The 14,975-nt window shown below is 67.3% G+C and carries 15 protein-coding genes; 9 read left to right on the top strand and 6 right to left on the bottom strand.

What is annotated here, in order from left to right; translation table 11 throughout:
- Positions 1 to 132: 132 nt before the first annotated feature.
- The gene (gene tpx / locus MLE18_RS13485) at positions 133 to 648 is read right to left on the bottom strand and encodes a thiol peroxidase (protein WP_243439323.1); all 516 of its coding nucleotides are present in this window, start codon (positions 646 to 648) and stop codon (positions 133 to 135) included.
- 163 nt (positions 649 to 811) lie between these two features.
- Between tpx and dmeF the strand changes: the two genes are divergently transcribed.
- Genes dmeF through MLE18_RS13470 form a run of 3 tightly spaced genes read left to right on the top strand, consistent with a single transcriptional unit; the run spans position 812 to position 3,593 of the window.
- Positions 812 to 1,726 carry a CDF family Co(II)/Ni(II) efflux transporter DmeF gene (gene dmeF, locus MLE18_RS13480; RefSeq protein WP_243439322.1) on the top strand — a complete coding sequence of 305 codons (915 nt, stop codon included), beginning with the start codon at positions 812 to 814 and terminating at the stop codon, positions 1,724 to 1,726.
- Between the two features lie 41 nt (positions 1,727 to 1,767).
- Positions 1,768 to 2,184: a MarR family winged helix-turn-helix transcriptional regulator gene (locus MLE18_RS13475; protein ID WP_243439321.1), complete on the top strand. Its 417-nt coding sequence runs from the start codon at positions 1,768 to 1,770 to the stop codon at positions 2,182 to 2,184.
- Positions 2,185 to 2,192: 8 nt separating this feature from the next.
- Positions 2,193 to 3,593, top strand: a complete 1,401-nt coding sequence (locus MLE18_RS13470; protein WP_243439320.1) for a sigma-54-dependent transcriptional regulator — start codon at positions 2,193 to 2,195, stop codon at positions 3,591 to 3,593.
- Between the two features lie 127 nt (positions 3,594 to 3,720).
- On the opposite strand, the gene MLE18_RS13465 is transcribed toward MLE18_RS13470, so the two are convergent.
- The 4 genes from MLE18_RS13465 to MLE18_RS13450 form a co-directional block, all read right to left on the bottom strand.
- On the bottom strand, positions 3,721 to 4,209 hold the full coding sequence (locus tag MLE18_RS13465; RefSeq protein WP_243439319.1) for a hypothetical protein: 489 nt from the start codon (positions 4,207 to 4,209) through the stop codon (positions 3,721 to 3,723).
- A 91-nt stretch (positions 4,210 to 4,300) separates the two neighbouring features.
- A complete protein-coding gene (locus MLE18_RS13460; protein WP_243439318.1) occupies positions 4,301 to 5,440 on the bottom strand; it encodes a glycosyltransferase in 1,140 nt (379 codons plus the stop codon).
- A complete protein-coding gene (locus MLE18_RS13455) occupies positions 5,440 to 6,993 on the bottom strand; it encodes a glycosyltransferase family 4 protein (RefSeq protein WP_243439317.1) in 1,554 nt (517 codons plus the stop codon). The genes MLE18_RS13460 and MLE18_RS13455 overlap by 1 nt, the downstream gene beginning before the upstream one ends.
- On the bottom strand, positions 6,993 to 8,474 hold the full coding sequence (locus MLE18_RS13450) for a B12-binding domain-containing radical SAM protein (RefSeq protein ID WP_243439316.1): 1,482 nt from the start codon (positions 8,472 to 8,474) through the stop codon (positions 6,993 to 6,995). The genes MLE18_RS13455 and MLE18_RS13450 overlap by 1 nt, the downstream gene beginning before the upstream one ends.
- A gap of 112 nt (positions 8,475 to 8,586) precedes the next feature.
- Here MLE18_RS13450 and MLE18_RS13445 point away from each other — a divergent pair, with 112 nt between their 5' ends.
- The 6 genes from MLE18_RS13445 to MLE18_RS13420 all read left to right on the top strand — a co-directional run bounded on the left by MLE18_RS13445 (position 8,587) and on the right by MLE18_RS13420 (position 14,027).
- Complete coding sequence (locus MLE18_RS13445; protein WP_243439315.1) at positions 8,587 to 9,684, top strand: glycosyltransferase; 1,098 nt, start codon at positions 8,587 to 8,589, stop codon at positions 9,682 to 9,684.
- A gap of 330 nt (positions 9,685 to 10,014) precedes the next feature.
- On the top strand, positions 10,015 to 11,142 hold the full coding sequence (locus MLE18_RS13440) for a glycosyltransferase family 4 protein (RefSeq protein ID WP_243439314.1): 1,128 nt from the start codon (positions 10,015 to 10,017) through the stop codon (positions 11,140 to 11,142).
- Positions 11,143 to 11,221: 79 nt separating this feature from the next.
- The gene (locus tag MLE18_RS13435) at positions 11,222 to 13,009 is read left to right on the top strand and encodes a methyl-accepting chemotaxis protein (protein ID WP_243439313.1); all 1,788 of its coding nucleotides are present in this window, start codon (positions 11,222 to 11,224) and stop codon (positions 13,007 to 13,009) included.
- A gap of 72 nt (positions 13,010 to 13,081) precedes the next feature.
- Positions 13,082 to 13,378, top strand: coding sequence for a hypothetical protein (locus MLE18_RS13430; protein WP_243439312.1), 297 nt, complete (start codon positions 13,082 to 13,084; stop codon positions 13,376 to 13,378).
- Positions 13,375 to 13,710: a hypothetical protein gene (locus MLE18_RS13425; RefSeq protein ID WP_243439311.1), complete on the top strand. Its 336-nt coding sequence runs from the start codon at positions 13,375 to 13,377 to the stop codon at positions 13,708 to 13,710. The genes MLE18_RS13430 and MLE18_RS13425 overlap by 4 nt, the downstream gene beginning before the upstream one ends.
- The gene (locus MLE18_RS13420) at positions 13,707 to 14,027 is read left to right on the top strand and encodes an antibiotic biosynthesis monooxygenase family protein (RefSeq protein ID WP_243439310.1); all 321 of its coding nucleotides are present in this window, start codon (positions 13,707 to 13,709) and stop codon (positions 14,025 to 14,027) included. Before MLE18_RS13425 ends, MLE18_RS13420 begins: the two co-directional genes overlap by 4 nt.
- Before the next feature lie 70 nt (positions 14,028 to 14,097).
- Here MLE18_RS13420 and MLE18_RS13415 read toward each other — a convergent pair whose 3' ends face one another.
- On the bottom strand, positions 14,098 to 14,964 hold the full coding sequence (locus tag MLE18_RS13415; protein WP_243439339.1) for a 4-hydroxybenzoate octaprenyltransferase: 867 nt from the start codon (positions 14,962 to 14,964) through the stop codon (positions 14,098 to 14,100).
- Positions 14,965 to 14,975 lie beyond the last annotated feature (11 nt).

The raw sequence follows: 14,975 nt of genomic DNA, 5'->3' as shown, positions 1-14,975 counted from the left end.
CCAACCAAACCAAACCGGCCGGGGGGCGCCCGTGGCGGGCCGCACGCGGCAATTTTTCTAAATAGGATTCTTAAGGAACGAAGTTCCTTAAGCCGCCGGAGGCATCTTCGCCTTGCCTCCCTCCGCTCCCCGCTACACCAGGGCCTTGGCCGCGGCCAGGGCTGCGTCGTAGTCGGGCTCCTTGGTCACTTCGGGCAGCATCTCAATGTATTTGACGGTGCCGTCGCGGTCCACCACGAACACGGTGCGGGCCAGGAGGCGCAGTTCCTTGATGAGGATGCCGTAGGCCATGCCGAAGGCGCCGTCGCGGTGGTCGGAGAGGGTCGCCACGCGGTCGATGCCCGCGGCGGCGCACCAGCGCTTCTGGGCGAAGGGCAGGTCCATGCTGATGGTCAGCACGGCCACGTCCGCGCCGAGCTTGGAGGCCTCGGTGTTGAAGCGGCGGGTCTCCATGTCGCAGACCGGGGTATCCAGCGAGGGCACGGCCGCGATGATGAGCACTTTGCCCTTGTAGTCGGCCAGGGTCTTGGGGGCCAGGTCGTTGTCGAGCACGGTGAAGTCGGGGGCTTTCTGGCCCACGGCCACGGGGTTGCCGAGCAGGGTCAGGGGATTGCCGAATATGGTGACGAGTCCGGTTCTTTCGCTCATTGCTGATCTCCTTGATAAAGGGGTGTCGCCACACGGATAGCGCAATTCCCCTCCAACGTCACCGCCTTTCGAGAACTTCCACGCCTCAAAATGTTTGACATTCAAAGCATCGGCATTTATTTGAATATCAAGTTACTCGTGCTTCAAGATAAAAGGGTTCACCATGCACCACGCCCATGACCATACACACGACCACGGGCACTGCGGCTGCCACGCTCGCGAGCAGGACGCCCGCGCCGAGCGCCTGACCTGGCTGGCCTTCGGCCTCAACGCCGCTGGCATGGCCGCCGAGGTCGTCTTCGGCCTGATCTCGGGTTCCATGGCGCTGTTCGCCGACGGCCTGCACATGGCCAGCGACGCCTTCGCCCTGGGCATCGCGCTCTTCGCCTACGCCTTCGCCCGGCGCAACGCGCACAACGGGGCCTACGCCTTCGGCGCGGGCAAGATCAACTCCCTGGCCGGGTTCGCCAGCGCCGTGCTCATGGCCTGCGTGACGGCCTACCTGGCCTGGGAGTCCGCCGCGAGGCTCTTCGCCCCGGTGCCCATCGATTTCGGCCCGGCCCTGGCCGTGGCCGTGGTCGGCCTGGGGGTCAACGCCGTGTGCGCCATGTTCCTGCACGGGCACGCCCACGCCAACGCCCACGACCACAACCTCCGCGCCGCCTACCTGCACCTGCTGGCCGACGCCCTGACCTCGCTCTTCGCCATCGGTGCGCTCCTGGGGGCCAAGCACCTGGGCCTGAACTGGCTGGACCCCGTGGGCGGGCTCATCGGCGCGCTGGTGATCGGGCGCTGGGCTCTGCGTCTGATCCAGGAGTGCTCGCGGGTGCTGCTGGACCGCGTGCCCGACCCCGAGCTGCCCGCCGTGATGCGCGCCCGCCTGGAGCAGGAGGACGGCGCCCGCGTGCGCGACATAAGGATCTGGCGCGTCAGCCACCACCAGCTGGCCTCGGTGGTCACCATGGAGGACGAGTCCCCCCGCCCGCCCGAGCACTACAAGCGCCTGCTCGCCGGCATCGAGGGCCTGGACAACGTGACGGTGGAGGTCCACCCCTGCCCCTGCCCCATGGAGGGCTGAGGTTGATTGCCAAGCGGGGAAGCCTTGGCTAGAATCAGCGCATGTCCGACCTCGAATCGCTCTCGGCGCTGATCATCGAATTCTACGAGAAGCTCTCCTCCTGGGAACACGCGGTGGTCCGGGGCAGCTCGTTGACGCTGCCCCAGATGCACACGCTGGAGATATTGGGCCAGCAGCCAACCCTGCGCATGAAGGAGCTGGCAGCCAAGATGGGGCTGACCACAGGCACGCTCACCGTCACGGTGGACCGGCTGGAAAAACGCGGCCTGGTCTCGCGCGTGCCCCACGAGACGGACCGCCGCTCCGTGCTGGTGGCCCTGACCCCCAAGGGCCAGGCCATCTTCGAGGCCCATCACGCCATGCACCTGCGCCTCACGCAGGAGCTTTGCTCCTCCCTGAGCGAGGAGCAGGCCCAATCCCTGCGCGCCATCCTGCGCACCATGAACCAGGCTTTCTAGGCGTTCCCGTGGGCAAGATACTCATCATCGACGACGACGAGCCCATCCGCGAGGCCCTGACCCGCGTGGTGGAGCGCCTGGGGCACGAACCCTCCATGGCGGCCACCCTGACCCAGGGCCTGGCCATGGCCCGCGAAGGCGACTTCGACGTGGTCATGCTCGATGTGCGCCTGCCCGACGGCAACGGGCTGGAGGCCATCGGCGAGCTGCACGGCTCCCCCAGCAGGCCGGAGGTGATCGTCATCACCGGCTGGGGCGACCCGGACGGCGCCGAGGCCGCCATGCGCAAGGGCGCGTGGGACTACATCGAGAAGCCCCCCACCCTGCGCTCCATGACCGGCCCCCTGCTTTCCGCCCTGGCCTACCGCGACGCCCGGCCCGGCCCGCCGGAAAAGGGCTTCGTCTGGGCGGGCATCCCCGGCGGGCACCCGGATCGCACCGCCTGCCTGGACAAGGCCGCCCTGGCGGCCCGCAGCGACGCCAACGTGCTGCTCACGGGAGAGACGGGCACCGGCAAGGAGCTGTTCGCCCGGGCCATCCACTCCAACTCCAGGCGCAGCCGGGGGCCTTTCGTGGCCGTGGACTGCGCCGCCCTGCCCGCCACCATCGCGGAGAGCCTGCTCTTCGGCAACGAGCGCGGGGCCTACACCGGTGCGGACCAGCCGCGCGAGGGCCTGATCCTCCAGGCCCACGGGGGCACGCTGTTCCTGGACGAGGTGGGGGAGCTGCCCGCAGTGGTGCAAAAGACCTTCCTGCGCACCCTGCAGGAGCGCAAGGTCCGCCCCGTGGGCGGGCGCATCGAGCGGCCCTGCGATTTCCGGCTGGTGGCCGCCACCCACCGCGACCTTGACCGCATGGCCGGGGAAGGCAATTTCCGGGAGGACCTGCTCTTCCGCCTGCGGGGCATCGCCATCAACCTGCCGCCCCTGCGCGAGCACCCCGAGGATGTGGCCGCCTTCTCCAAGCACTTCCTTGGCCTCTCCTGCTCGCGCCACGGCGTGACACCCAAGAGGCTCAGCGCGGCGGTCAGCGCGGCCCTGGCCGCGTACAGCTGGCCCGGGAACATCCGCGAACTGCAGAACGTGATGGAGGGCATGGTGGCCCTGGCCCTGGAGGAACCGGAGCTGCACCCGGTGCATCTGCCGGTGCACGTCAGGGTGCAGGTGGCCAGGGGACAGGTGCGGGAGAGGGAGGCAGGTGGGGACGGGCACGGCGCGCCGTTCGACCTGGGCCCGGCCGGCGCGCTGCCCAGCCTCAAGGTGTACCGCCAGGCCATGGACAGGCTTTATCTTGAACAGTTGCTGCTGCGGGCGGGGGGCAGCCCCGCCGAGGCGGTGAATATTTCCGGGCTGTCGCGGTCCAGGCTGTACGCGCTGCTCAAGGAGCATGGGCTGAAGCTGCTGCAATAACTCGCACTCCATGTTCTGGTCACATTATCGATGACACAGTTGCGGACGGCAGAGCCTGATTTTTGCATCAGTATGCCCGCAGTTTTCAGTGCGACGCGTCATTATTGCGCATTGTACTCTTTGTTTTTCATTTGAAATATTGGCGCAACAACTCCGCGCGCTTGCCATCAACTGACATTTCTTGCATCTTATTTCGCACGAATGACTCACCAATATACATTGGTTTTTTCAAATCATCGAGAACAACTCGAGCAGAATGTGCGTCAACCATGGCTAAAGCATTTACGAGACACTCTGCATTTTTCTCAAATATTCCCTCCTCCACCACGCGCATGAATGCTGCTGTTGCTTCAGCATTCCCTTCGATCTGTTTTGCCAGCACAAGAAAATCTGCAGTGTCTTCAGAGCTTGTACACGCGACAGCTTCTTTCGCGACGCGATTAAATATCAGCCAGAATCCGCTGTAATCTTCATTGTATAATTTTCTGAAATTATCGGCGAGAAATTTGGCATCGGCTTCGTAGCCGCAATACTGTCCAGAAGCATACGCGGTGGAAACATCACCCAAGGAGATTAAGAGCAGAACCGCCAAGCAGATGAGGCAACTCGGTCTCATCAGAGACTCCCATTGCGTGCACATGGTGTTCGATGAATACTAACAGTGCCGGTTTTCGTCCCTTTGCGCCCTTGGCAATCTGACGGCATGCCTACCCGCCGCAAATTTCCCTATAGACCCTCATCATCGCCTCGAACATGGCCTCCGGCGCGAACCGCGTCCGCACGGCCTCCAGCCCGGCCGCGCCCATGGCCCGCCAGCGGGCCTCGTCCGCGTCGATCTCCAAGATCGCGCCCGCCAGTGCCGCCGCGTCGCCCGGCGGCACGGTGAGCCCCGTGACCCCGTGCTCGTTGACCAGGGGCACGCCCGAGCCCGCGATGCGCGTGGAAACCACGGGCCTGCCGCAGGCCATGGCCTCCAGCTGGACCATGCCGAACATCTCGGCGCGCGTCACCGAAGGCAGGCAGAACACCCGGCTGAAGGTGAAGTGCGCCGACAGCTCCTCCTGCTCCACCCGGCCCAGCAGCACGGCCCGGCCCTCCAGCCCCTTGGCCCGGATGCGCGCCTCCAGTTCTCCCTTGAGTGGCCCGGTGCCGCCGATGAGCGTCACCCACTCGGGCGGCAGCAGCGCGGCGGCGTCCACCAGATGCTCGAACCCCTTGTAGGAGATGAGCCTCCCTAGGGCGAATACGGCCTTGCGCCCCGGAAAGCGCTCCCGCAGGCGGGCCAGGGCGGCCTGGTCCACCAGCTCGGGGGCAAAGGGCGCGGCCTCCATGCAGAAGGGGATGATGTGGGCCTTGGGCGCGAAGGCCTTCGCGTACTCGGAATCATCAATGTGGGCGCGGGTGGCCCCGATGACCGCGTCGGCGCGGCGGGCCAGCCAGTTGCCCAGCAGGAGCCTGTAGGCCTTGTTGAAATACACCTGGCGGATCACGTCGCTGTGCCAGTGCACCACGACCTTGGCGCGCGGGTTCACCAGGCGCAGGGCCAGGGCGGCCAGGGGGTTGGGGCAGTGCAGGTGCAGCACGTCGTAGCGGGGGGCGAGTTCGGCCAGCAGGCGCACGTAGCGAACGGAGACGGGCGTGGAGGCCGCCACCAGGGGCGTGGCCGCGCGGTACACGGTGTGGCCCTCCAGCTCCTCGCGCAGCTCGGGCATGTCCCCCCGGGGCTGGGCGCAGAGCACGTCGCTGCGCGCGCCCAGGGCGGTGAGGCCCCGGGCCAGCTGGCTGGTGACCGTCTCGATGCCGCCTTCCACCGGCGGGTAGTATTTGCCCAGGTGCAGGACGCGCATCAGCGGGGGCCGGAGAGCCGCTCCAGGGTGGAGACCACGGTGCGCCTGAGTTGCTCCACGCGGCGCAGGGTGTAGTCGGACTGGGTGTCGTCGCGCAGGTTCTTCACCAGCCAGAGCACGCCCATGGACGCGCCCCCCTTGCTGATAAGCGGCAGCTCCACCTTGAGGAGCGACCGCTCAGTGAGGAATTCGCGCTTGTCGCGGTCCAGGTCGGCGCGCTGCCACTCGAACACCCTCGGGCAGGAGACGGGGCCGCAGGCGCTCCCGGCCACGTCGTGCGGGGCCTGGGGGGCCATCTCCGTCTTGGGGGCCGCCTCCTGGGTGAGCATCATCTCGCCCAGGTCGAACCCGAGCTGCTCCAGGGCCTCGCAGACGTTCTCCCACATGGAGGGCAGGTCCGGGGCCTGGGAGATCTCGATCTGCAGGTTCAGGAAGGTGCGCCGCCCCTGGCTGACCCCGGCCACGTCGGAGATGTCGCGTATCCAGCCGAAGACCTTGTCCACCGCGAAATAGCTGAAGTACCCGGCCTTGCGCACGAACAGGATCAGCGCCCCGCCCAGCAGCAGGATGAACAGGCCCGCGGGCACGTCGCGCATGTTCACGATGAGCACGGCCATCACGGCCAGGAAGGCCGTGACCCCGTAGAGGAAGACAACGGCCTTGCGCTGCGACCAGCCCTTGGCGATCAGGTTGTGGTGCACGTGCTGGCGGTCCGGCTCGAACATCTTCTTGCCGCGCACGAAGCGGCGCAGGGGCGAGGTCAGGGTGTCCAGCAGGGGCACGCCGAAGGCCAGGATGGGCATGAGGATGGTGGCGCCAACCTGCGACTTGGAGGAAGACAGGATGGAGAGCGCCGCCACCATGTAGCCCAGGAAGTAGCTGCCCCCGTCGCCCAGGAAGATGGTGGCCGGGTTGAAGTTGTAGCGCAGGAAGCCCAGGGCCCCGCCGCCCAGGGCCGCGAAGAGCATGGCGGGCAAGGGGTCCGCGCGCATGGTTGCCAGCACCACCTGCACCGCGCAGACGAAGAAGGCCACCCCCGCGGCAAGGCCGTCCAGGCCGTCGATGAGGTTGATGGCGTTGATGAACAGCACGAACCAGAACACCGTGAGCCCGTAGGAGAGCATGTCCTGATTCAGGTGCAGGGAGAACATCTCCCCCATGCTGAAGGACTCGATGCGCACCCCGCCGAAGAAGCAGATGCTGGCCGCAGCGATCTGGGCCAGGAACTTGAGCTTGGCCGGCAGGGGTTTGCGGTCGTCCGCCAGGCCCACCAGGAAGATGAACAGCCCGCCCGCGTACACGGCCAGCATCTGGCCGCGCGGGATGAGCCTGCCCGTGCCGTGGAAGTCCGCGAAGGCGGCCAGCGCCAGCGCCGCGAAGAAGGAGATCACCAGGGCCAGCCCGCCGCAGCGCGGGATGGGCTGAGTGTGCACCTTGCGCCCCTGGGGGGTGTCCATGAAGCCGAAGGCGCGGCCGAAACGGGCGGCCAGCGGGGTGGCCAGGAGCGCCGTCGCGAGGCCCACGGCGAAAACCCCGGCGATCCAGCGCAGCATCAGAAGGCCCGCCTCACGAAGGTGTAGAGGGACTTGAGCAGGCTCGCCAGGCCCTTGCGCCTGACCATCTCGGCCATGATGGAGAAGCTCTGCCCGGGCTCAAAAAGATACTTGAGCACCTTCTTGCGGGCCACCCGGCGGGAGAACTCGGCGTACCAGCGGTCGATGTCCTCGGCGGAGAGGCCGGGGTAGCTGATGATGGAGGAGCCCATGCCGTCGAAGCGGGAGAGGTCCGTGGTGGTGAGGTAGCCGTTCTCCTGGGCCCACTTGTACATGGGCGTGCCCGGGTACGGCACCGCCTTGGAGACCTGGGCCGTGTCCACCTCGATCTCCTCCATGTAGGCCATGGACTTGCGGATGGTCTCCTCGGTCTCGCCGGGCAGGCCCAGGCAGAAGGTGGCGTGGGTGCGGATGCCCAGCTCCTTGCACCATTTGGCCACCTGCTTGGCCTTCTCCAGGTCCAGGGGCTTGCCGATGGTCTTCAGGATGGACTGCTCGGCCGACTCCACGCCGAACTTCATGCCGATGCACCCGGCCTTGGCCATGGCCGCGAGCATCTCGCGGTCCACGAACATGGCGTCGCCCATGACGGTCCAGGGCACCTTGAGGCCACGGCGCATGATCTCCTCGCAGATTTCCATCACGTGGGGCTTGCGCACCACGAAGCTCTGGTCGTCGAAGTAGAACTGGCGCGCCCCGAAGCGCTCCTGGCAGTACTGCATCTCGTCCACCACGGACTTGGCCGAGCGGGCGCGGTACTTGGGGGAGGCGTACATGACGTGGCGCTCCTGGCAGTAGACGCAGCCGCAGGGGCAGCCCCGGCTGGAGAGGATGTTGATGCAGGGGCTGTAGAGCGTGAAGTCCGGGTAGATGGTGGCCGGGAAGTCGTCGCGGTCCGGGAAGGGCAGCTCGTCCAGGTCGGCCAGCAGGGGGCGGGGGTCGTTCACCACCACCCCGTCGGGGCCCTTCCAGGCCAGCCCCAGCACGCCGGAGAGGTCGCCGCCGTCCATGAGCGCCAGCACCAGGTCGCGCACGGCCAGCTCGTATTCGCCGCGCACGGCGAAATCCAGGCAGTCGTTTTCGGCCAGCAGCTCCTTGTGGGTCACGGTGGCGTAGTTGCCGCAGACCACCACCTTGCAGCCCGTGGCGGCCTTGACCTGCATCAGGAAGGCCAGGTCGTCCTCCAGGGTCAGGGAGGCCAGCTCCACCACCAGCAGGCCGGGCTTGCGGGCGACGATCTCCTTCAGCAGCTCGTCCCCGGTGAGGTCCAGCACCACGCCGTCCAGGCCGCGGGCCTGGGCCTTGGTGTCGCGCTTGAGCACGGCCAGGGTGTAGGCCAGCCAGAAGGGGAAGGGGTAATAATCCACCGAGCGGGACTTGCCGATGGTCATGGGCCAGCGCGAGCCCGCCTTGATGAAGTGCTTCACCGATCCGTCGGCTTCCACCTTGACGCCGGCCAGGTTGGCCACGAGAACATTCATATGGTATATTTGCGGGATGGGTTGATGTTGGAATGATTTGGGTTGCCAGGGCCTGCGCCCCTGGATATGCACAACAGCCAGCCGCTTCTATCCCAAAAAAACGCGAACGCCAATGCGCCACAGCCCCCTCATTTTGCACGACGCCTTCGCCTTCCCCGGCGGCGGGGAGAAGGTCGCCCAGTGCCTGGCCGAGCTGACCGGCGGCATCCTCTGGACCGCGCAGTTCAACGCCCAGGCCTTCCCCGAGGGATTCTTCAAGGACCGCCCGCCCATGGACATGCGCGCCCGGGAACGCCACCCGGACCTGGCCCGCTGGTCCGAGACGGCCTGTTTCTGGCGCACCTTCGCCGAATTTCCGGCCATCGCCCCGCCCTACGCCGTGTTCAGCGGCTCCCTGGCCCCGCTGGCCCACAAGCGCATCACCGGCAAGAAGATCCTCTACTGCCACACCCCGCCGCGCATCCTCTACGACCAGCGCGATTTCTACCTGCGCGGCAAGCCGCCCATGAAGCGCCAGGCCTATGCGGCCTTCCTCTGGGCCTTCGAGCGGGCTTACGCCAGGGCCGCGCGGGCCATGGACGTGATCGTGGCCAACTCCCAGAACGTGGCCCACAGGCTGGGGAGCTTCCTGCAGCTGGACTCCGTGGTGGTGCCGCCCCCGGTGCGCACGGCCGATTTTTCCTGGATCGCCCAGGAGGATTTCTACCTCTCCACCGCCCGGGTGGACCGGCTCAAGCGGGTTGAGGTCATCGCCGAGGCCTTCCTTGGCATGCCGGAGAAGCGGCTGGTCATCGTCTCGGGAGGCAGCGAACTGGAGAAGGTGCGGGCCATGTGCGCCGAGGCACCCAACATCGAGGTGCGCGGCTGGGTCAGCCCCGAGGATTTGCGCCGCCTGACCGGCACCTGCCTGGCCACGATCTACATCCCCCGCGACGAGGACTTCGGCATCTCCCCGGTTGAATCCATGGCCGCAGGCAAACCCGTGATCGGCGTGGCCGAGGGCGGCCTGCTGGAGACCGTGCGGGAGGGCAGCACCGGCATCCTGCTGCGGGCCAACCCCGACGCGGGGGACGTGGCCCGGGCCGTGGCCCAGATGACCCCGGAGCTGGCCCTCTCCATGCGCCCGGCCTGCGAGGCCCGCGCGAAGCGGTTCGACGAGGCCGCCTTCCGCGAGAAGATGGCCAAGGTGATCGCGGACGTCACGAGTTAAGAGGAATCATCACCGGACGAGCCTTGTGTGCTTGTCCCGTTACAGACGCGGTGAGTCGTGGCGGGTCCTGCAGTGGCCTCTCCAGGGCAGGAGCCTAGACAGGCTGGAGGCCTCCGGCGGGCAAAGGGCCTTCGGCCCTCTGCACTCCCTTTCCGCTTCGCGTAGCGCCCTGCAAGCCAGCACACCGCGAAAGATTTGCCTGCTCCCTGCGCGAAGCCGTAAAGGATTCCAAAGGAACGAAGTTCCTTTGGCGGGAGAGTGCAGAGAGGGCGGCGCCCTCTCTGCCCGCCGGAGGCCCCCGGCCTCATCACGCACCATCAAGGAGCCTCCGTGGCCCGCAAGCTCAAAGTCATCGTCAACGCGGTTCCCCTGACCGGGGTCAACACCGGCATCGGGCGCTACCTGCGCTGCCTCTGCGCGCACATCGAGAGCCGCCACGGCTCCGAGGTCTCCCTCTCCTACTTCGACGGCCGGCGCGTGCTGCCCTCCATGCCCGCCCCGGCCGCCAGCGTGGCCGGGCGCTCCCGGCTGACCAAGCTCCTGTGGAGCCTGCCCCCGGCGGCGGCCCTGGCCGCGCGCCTGGCCGTGCACGCCCGGCGCGAGTGGGCCTTTTACAACGCGGCCAAGGGCTTCGACGTCTACCACGAAGCAGCCTTCTTCCCTTTCCTGGCTCCCAAGGGCGTGAGGACCGTGTTCACCGTGCACGACCTCTCCCTCATCCGCTACCCGCAGCACCACCCCCGGGAGCGCGTGCTCTATTTCGAGATGTTCTTCCGCCGCCGCCTGAAGCGCGTCTCGCGCTACTTGGCCGTGTCCCGGTTCACCCGGCGCGAGATGCGCGAGGTGCTGGGCATCACGGAAGACATGGTGGACATCACCTACAACGCCGTCGAGCCGGAGTTCTTCCGCCCCCGCCCCGGCGAATCCCTGGTCCCCGGCCTGGCTCCGGGCGAGAAGTACTTCTTCTTCCTGGGCACCAACGACCCGCGCAAGAACCCCCAGGTGATCCCCAAGGCCCTGGCGCAGAGCGGCCTGGACACCCCCCTGGCGCTGGCCGGCTGGAGCGGCTGGGCGGCCGACGCCGCGGGGCCCGGCCGGGTGATCGAGCTGGGCTACGTGCCGGACGAGGCCCTGCCCGGGCTCTACTCCGGCGCGCTGGCCCTGGTGTACCCCAGCATGTACGAGGGCTTCGGCCTGCCCGTGCTGGAGGCCATGGCCTGCGGGTGCCCCGTGATCACGGCCAACGCGGCCAGCCTGCCCGAGGTGGGCGGGGAGGCCTGCCTGTACCTCGACAATCCCTCCGACCCCGGCGAGATGGCCCAGGCCATGCGCCGCCTCGCCCACGACCAGGACCTTCGCGAGGCCCTGCGCCTGCGCGGGCTGGAGCAGGCCGCCAAATTCCGCTGGGGCGACTCCGCCGACGCGGCCGTTGCTGCGTATTTCAAAGCTGCAACTTGACGATCCCACTCTTTTTTTTAAACCTTTTCCACACCCGGCCGTATCCAAGGGTTGAATCCTTTTCACCCGGAGTTTTCTCATGAGCATCAAGTGGAAAGTCCTGCTTACGGCCATTGTCGGCCCTCTGGTTCTCGCAGCCGCAATGTTCGTCCAGGAGATGTTTTCCATCTCCGAGGCCTCCGAGCAGGCCATCCTGCAGGAGGCGCGGGGCATCGTCTACATGGCCGAGGCTGCCCGCTCCGAAATGTCGCGCAAGCTGGAGCGCGGCATCATCAAGCCTTTCGACCAGCTGCCCAAGGACCGCCTGATCGAGGCCGTGCCCGTCATCACGGCCATCACCATGGCGCAGGAGAACGCCGCCAAGCTGGGCTACCAGTTCCGGGTGCCCAAGGTCTCCCCGCGCAACCCCAAGAACGAGCCCACCGAGCAGGAGCGCAAGATCCTGGCCGAGCTTGAATCCAGGAAGCTCGACGAATACGTGGTCAAGGAACCGGACAAGATCCGCTACTTCCGGCCCATCCGGCTCACGCAGGACTGCCTCTACTGCCACGGCGACCCCAAGGGCGAGAAAGACCCCCTGGGCGGCGTGAAGGAAGGCTGGAAGGCCGGCGAGGTGCACGGCGCGTTCGAGATCATCTCCTCCCTGGAGCGCAGCCACAAGCAGACCATGCAGGCGGCCATGTACACCGGGGTGATCACCCTGCTGCTCCTGGGCGCGGTGGTTGCGGCTGCCTGGTGGCTGGTGAACAGCGGCATCCTGCGGCCCCTGACACACATCCAGGAATTCGCCGAAACCGTGGCCGGGGGCGACCTGAACGCGCAGCCCAGGGGCGCGTTCACCGCCGAGCTGCTCACTCTCAAGAACGCCCTCTCCTCCATGGTGGGCCGGCTGCACGAGAAGATGGACGAGGCCGTGCGCAAGACCGCCGAGGCCGAGCAGCAGAAGCGCAACGCCGAGCAGGCCATGCAGGAGGCCCAGGCCCAGGAGGCCAAGGTCACCGGGCTGCTCAACACCATGTCCACCGTGGCCCAGGAATCCTCCGAGATCGCCCGGCAGGTGGCTCTCGCCTCCGAGGCGCTCTCCGCCCAGGTGGAGGAGGTCAACAAGGGCGCCGAGATACAGAACCAGCGCACCGAGGAGACCGCCACCTCCATGGAGGAGATGAACGCCACCGTGCTGGAGGTGGCCCGCAACTCCTCCGCCGCGGCCGAGGCCGCCGAACAGGCCCGCAACGAGGCCCGCAACGGCGAGAGCATCGTGGCCAAGTCCATGTCATCCTTCCAGGAGGTCAGCGACAACGCCCAGAAGCTCAAGCAGCAGATGGCCGCCCTGGGCAAGCAGACCGAGGACATCAGCCGCATCCTGGACGTGATCTCCGACATCGCGGACCAGACCAACCTCCTGGCCCTGAACGCCGCCATCGAGGCCGCCCGCGCGGGCGATGCGGGCAGAGGTTTCGCGGTCGTCGCCGACGAGGTGCGCAAGCTGGCCGAGAAGACCATGAACGCCACCAAGGAGGTGGGCGAGGTGATCGGGGCCATCCAGAACGGGGCGCGCGAAAACATCAAGAGCGTGGAGGCGGCCGGCGAATCCATCGACCTGGCCACCGGCCTGGCCAAGCAGTCCGGCGAGGCCCTGCGCCACATCGTGGATCTGGTCAACCACACCTCGGACCAGGTGCGCTCCATCGCCACCGCCGCCGAGGAGCAGTCCGCCGCCAGCGAAGAGATCAACCGTGCCGTGGACGACATCCGCCGCGTCACCTCCGAGACCACGGACGGCATGGGCCACTCGGCCAGGGCCGTGGCCGACCTGGCGGTGCTGGCCCAGAAGCTCCAGAAGCTCATCGACGCCATCCAGCGCTAGACACCCTCAAGCGCGAAAAACACTGCGGCCCGGGCTTGCGTCCGGGCCGCCTTTGCTTTTATGGAACGGCCCATGAAAGACGAACGCGGCATCTTCTACTATCCGGCCCCGCAGAACCACCGCATCCACATGTACGTCCGCGAGAGCTTCGGCTCCGTGGAGTTCCGCATGTACAACGCCGACTACCCCGAGGTCTGGGAGCGCCACGGCTGGATCCCCTACGAGGAGATCGAGCTGGCCGCCGAAGAGTACAAGCGCCGGGGCCGCAACACGGACCCCATGCTGCTCTACGACCTTGACGTGGCCAAGCGGCTCATCACGGACGAGGGGCCCGGCCTCTCCACCGGCGCAGCCGGTACGTCGCATTGAGCCTGAACCGGCCCGACGTGCGGGTCTACGGCCAGGTGCGCCTCGCCGACGCGGCAGCCGTGGCTCGCCTTTCCGACGCGCTGCCCGATGAAGCCTCGACCGTGGACGGCCACACCCTGGAGATCGACTTCCAGGGCTTCTACATCGACGTGGAGCCCTTCCTGGAGCTTGCGGCGCAGCTCATGCGCCCGGGCGACTCCGGCCATATGGACCACTTCGACGACGAGCACGGGGTGCTCACCCGCTACGACCTGCACCCCGGCGGGCACGAGAGCAAATCCCACCGCTACGACGACATCCTGGAGCACACCAAGAACGAGGGGAACAGGTGATCGCCCGCACGTGGCGCTGCCGTTGCCCGCTTGAGCACCGCGACGGATTCCTCCGGCACCTGGAGGCCACGGGCGTACGCGAATCCGCGGCCCTGGCGGGCTACCTGGGGCACCAGGTGCTTACGCGCGACCTGGACGGCCGGGTGGAGATCACCCTGGTGACGTACTGGCGCTCCATGGAGGACGTGGCCGCGTTCGCGGGCGCCGATCCCTCCCGGGCCCGGCTCTGGCCCGAAGACGAGGCATACGGCATCGAGTCCGACCTGGACGTGCGCCACGACGTGGTGCTCAGCTCGACCTTGCCCTTTTCCCGCTGATTCTTAGCCCAATAAAAAAGCGGGGCCGCGCACGCGCGGCCCCGCATTCTGAATCGTCGCCCTTCTTCCGCTACGCAAGCCAGAACAGGTCCAGCAGCACCCCAACGAACAGCGAGGCGGCCACCACGCCGTTGATGGTGAAGAAGGCCATGTCGATGCGGCTCAGGTCCTTCTCGGAGATGAGCCTGTGCTCCACCCAGAGCAGCGCGCCCGTGGCCAGCAGGAACCCGAAGTAGCCCCAGCCCAGGGCCGCGCCCCAGCCCGCCAGGGCGAAGAGCAGCACCGCGTTGCCGTGCAGCAGCGCCGCCATGCTCAGGGCGTTGCCCACGCCGAAGCGCGCGGGCATGGACCACAGGCCGTGCTTGCGGTCGAATTCCACGTCCTGGCAGGAGTAGAGCACGTCGAACCCGGCCACCCAGCAGCTCACGCCCAGGCCGAACAGGGCCATGGGCAGGCTGAACTGCGGGGTCACGGCCAGCCACCCGGCCATGGGGGCCAGGCCCAGCACGGAACCCAGCACCAGGTGGCACATCCAGGTGAAACGCTTGGTGAAGCTGTAGAACCCGGACCAGACGAGCGCGATGGGGGCCAGGGCCAGACACAGGGGGTTCATGCCCCAGCATGCGGCCACGAACACGGCCGCGCAAACGCTCACGAAAATCCAGCCCTCGGTGATGCCGAGCGCCCCGCGCACCAGCTCGCGCCCCTGGGTGCGGGGGTTGTGGCGGTCGTAGCGCAGGTCCAGCAGGCGGTTGACGCCCATGGCCCAGGAGCGCACCGCCACCATGGCCACGGTGAGCAGCAGGAAGGGCTTGAGCCCCGGCCAGCCGCGCTTGGCCAGGAACAGGCCCACGTAGGCGAAGGGCAGCGCGAACACCGAGTGCTCGATCTTGACCAACCCGGCGTAGACCTTGGCCCGCTCGAGCACGGCGTCCATGCCGGGCAGCG

This window comes from Fundidesulfovibrio soli (assembly GCF_022808695.1).
Classification (GTDB): Bacteria; Desulfobacterota; Desulfovibrionia; order Desulfovibrionales; family Desulfovibrionaceae; genus Fundidesulfovibrio; species Fundidesulfovibrio soli.
Note: the sequence above shows the minus strand (reverse complement) of the source record. Positions and strands in the feature narration are given on the sequence as shown.

Coding starts and splice junctions, on each gene's coding strand:
- tpx (WP_243439323.1), bottom strand. CDS start 648: ATGAGCGAAAGAACCGGACTCGTCACCATATTCGGCAATCCCCTGACC.
- dmeF (WP_243439322.1), top strand. CDS start 812: ATGCACCACGCCCATGACCATACACACGACCACGGGCACTGCGGCTGC.
- MLE18_RS13475 (WP_243439321.1), top strand. CDS start 1,768: ATGTCCGACCTCGAATCGCTCTCGGCGCTGATCATCGAATTCTACGAG.
- MLE18_RS13465 (WP_243439319.1), bottom strand. CDS start 4,209: ATGAGACCGAGTTGCCTCATCTGCTTGGCGGTTCTGCTCTTAATCTCC.
- MLE18_RS13460 (WP_243439318.1), bottom strand. CDS start 5,440: ATGCGCGTCCTGCACCTGGGCAAATACTACCCGCCGGTGGAAGGCGGC.
- MLE18_RS13455 (WP_243439317.1), bottom strand. CDS start 6,993: ATGCTGCGCTGGATCGCCGGGGTTTTCGCCGTGGGCCTCGCGACGGCG.
- MLE18_RS13450 (WP_243439316.1), bottom strand. CDS start 8,474: ATGAATGTTCTCGTGGCCAACCTGGCCGGCGTCAAGGTGGAAGCCGAC.
- MLE18_RS13445 (WP_243439315.1), top strand. CDS start 8,587: ATGCGCCACAGCCCCCTCATTTTGCACGACGCCTTCGCCTTCCCCGGC.
- MLE18_RS13435 (WP_243439313.1), top strand. CDS start 11,222: ATGAGCATCAAGTGGAAAGTCCTGCTTACGGCCATTGTCGGCCCTCTG.
- MLE18_RS13430 (WP_243439312.1), top strand. CDS start 13,082: ATGAAAGACGAACGCGGCATCTTCTACTATCCGGCCCCGCAGAACCAC.
- MLE18_RS13415 (WP_243439339.1), bottom strand. CDS start 14,964: ATGGACGCCGTGCTCGAGCGGGCCAAGGTCTACGCCGGGTTGGTCAAG.